The organism is Salipiger sp., from assembly GCF_059781815.1.
On the sequence record NZ_JBYNAH010000375.1, the window covers coordinates 1 to 2,392 of the forward strand.

At 70.4% G+C, this 2,392-nt stretch carries 3 protein-coding genes; 2 read left to right on the plus strand and 1 reads right to left on the minus strand.

Going from position 1 to position 2,392, the window contains the following annotated elements; genetic code table 11:
- Both AC6RA4_RS24855 and AC6RA4_RS24860 read left to right on the plus strand, forming a co-directional pair.
- The coding region (locus tag AC6RA4_RS24855; protein ID WP_500164899.1) for an XdhC family protein at positions 1–511 on the plus strand (511 nt) is incomplete at its 5' end.
- Positions 508–1,497 (plus strand): molybdopterin-binding protein, encoded by a 990-nt coding sequence (locus AC6RA4_RS24860; RefSeq protein WP_500164901.1) that lies wholly within the window; start codon positions 508–510, stop codon positions 1,495–1,497. The genes AC6RA4_RS24855 and AC6RA4_RS24860, both read left to right, overlap by 4 nt.
- A 189-nt stretch (positions 1,498–1,686) precedes the next feature.
- On the opposite strand, the gene infC is transcribed toward AC6RA4_RS24860, so the two are convergent.
- The coding region (infC, locus tag AC6RA4_RS24865) for a translation initiation factor IF-3 (RefSeq protein ID WP_500164903.1) at positions 1,687–2,392 on the minus strand (706 nt) is incomplete at its 5' end.

Sequence of the window (2,392 nt, forward strand, 5' to 3'; positions counted from 1 at the left end):
CTCCGGCTTCGAGGAGGACAGCCGCACCTTCGTGGCGATCCACAACCCGCCGCTGCGGCTCATCGTGGTGGGCGCGGTGCATATCGCCCAGGCGCTGGTGCCGATGGCGCGCATCGCGGGCTACGACCCGGCCATCGTCGACCCGCGCGAGACCTTCGGCGCCGCGGCCCGCTTCCCCGGCGAGACCCTGCTCAACGAGTGGCCCGACGAGGCGGTGGAGCAGCTTGGCCTCGACAGCCGCACCGCGCTGGTGCTGCTGACCCACGATCCCAAGCTCGACGACCCGGCGCTCACCCTGGCGCTGCGCTCGCGCTGCTTCTACATCGGCGCGCTGGGCTCCACCCGCACCCATGCCAAGCGCGTGGCGAGGATGCAGGAGGCGGGCTTTACCGAGGCCGAGATTGCCCGCATCCACGGCCCCGTCGGGCTCGATATCGGCGCCGCCGGCCCCTCCGAGATCGCCGTCTCGATCCTCGCGCAGATGACCGCCGTGCTGAGGAAGGGCGCGTGAAATTCGGCCCGGTCCCGGTGGCCGAGGCGGCGGGCCACGTGCTGGCCCATTCCGAGGCCTTGCCCTCGGGGCGCCTGCGCAAGGGGACGGTGCTGAGCCCGGCCAATCTCGCGGCGCTGACCGCGGCCGGCCTCACCGACGTGGTGGTCGCCCGGCTCGAGCCCGGCGATGTGGCGGAGGACGAGGCGGCAGCGCGGCTCGCCCGCGCCATCCTGCCCGATCCGGAGAGCGCCGGCCTGCGCATCGGCGCCGCCACCACTGGCCGTGTCAACCTGCACGCCACCGGGATCGGCGTGGTGGCGGTCGATGCCGCCCGCATCAATGCCATCAACGCGGTGCACCCGATGATCACCGTGGCCACGGTGCGCCCCTTCCAGAGCCTGCCCGAGCGCGGCATGGCGGCAACGATCAAGATCATCTCCTACGCCGTGCCCGGCGCCGCCCTCGACGCCGCCTGCGCCGCCGCCGCAGGCGCGCTCCGCCTCTGCCCGGTGACCCGCAAGAGCGCCCAGCTCATCGAGACGGTGATCGGCGCCGGCCCGCCGCAGAAGGGCCGCCGCGCGGTGGCTGCCCGCCTCGCCCGCATGGGCGTGCCGATGCTGCCCGACGTGGCTGTGGCGCATGACATCGCCCCGCTCGCCGCCGCCATCGCGTCAAGCGAGGCCGAGATCATCCTGATCCTCACCGGCTCCGCCACCTCCGACCTGCACGACACCGCCCCCGAGGCGCTGCGCGCCGCCGGCGGCGAGGTCAGCCATTTCGGCATGCCGGTCGATCCCGGCAACCTGCTGTTCTTCGGCAGGCTCGGAGACCGCCCGGTGATCGGCCTGCCGGGCTGCGCCCGCTCGCCGGCCCTCAACGGCGCCGACTGGGTGCTCGAGCGCATGCTCTGCGGCATCGAGGTCAGCCCCGGCGAGATCAGCGCCATGGGCGTCGGCGGCCTCCTCAAGGAACCTCCCTCGCGCCCGCGCCCGCGCGAGTCCTGAGCCCGCCGCACGCCCTCGTCTTCTCTGGTTCGAAAATACCTCGGGGGAGGCCGCGCGTCCTGCGCGGACGGGGGCAGCGCCCCCAAAAGACCCTGCCCAGGCAGCCGGAAGCCGTCCAAACGCCCGACCGCGCAAAGAAAAACCCGCCGGCAAAGCGGCGGGTCGGTCTGTCGTCTCGTAGGGGCAGGCTTACTTCGCCAGCGGCCCGATCATCATGATCATCTGGCGGCCTTCCATCTTCGGCATGTTCTCGATCTTGCCGAGCTCCTTGACGTCCTCGGCCACCCGCTCAAGCAGCTCGCGGCCAAGGTTCTGGTGCGCCATCTCGCGACCGCGGAACCGCAGGGTGATCTTCACCTTGTCGCCCTTCTCGAGGAACTTCAGCACGTTGCGCATCTTGACGTCGTAGTCGTGGGTGTCGGTGCCGGGACGGAACTTCACCTCTTTGACTTCGATGATCTTCTGCTTCTTGCGGGCTTCGGATTCGCGCTTCTGCTGTTCGTACTTGAACTTGCCGAAGTCCATGATCTTGCAGACCGGCGGATTGGCATTGGGCGAGATCTCGACGAGATCGAGCCCGGCCTGCTCGGCCAGCTCCATCGCACGTCGCGGGGGCTGGACGCCCAGGTTCTCGCCTTCGGCGCCGATCAGACGGATTTCGGGGGCCCGAATGCGATCGTTGACGCGGGGGCCGGTGTCGCGCGTGGGGGGCGCGTTATGAGGTCTGCGAGCTATGGTATCGGTCCTTTTACCGTGAACACTTTGGAGGCGCAAAATAGGCGTGCCGCCCCATTGTTTCAAGCGATTATTGGCCTGTGCATGGCAGATCTGCACCGCCTCCCGCAGCCGCCGCCGCCGCGGGAGGCGCGGCGGCGCTTCGCCGGGCGCGACGCCG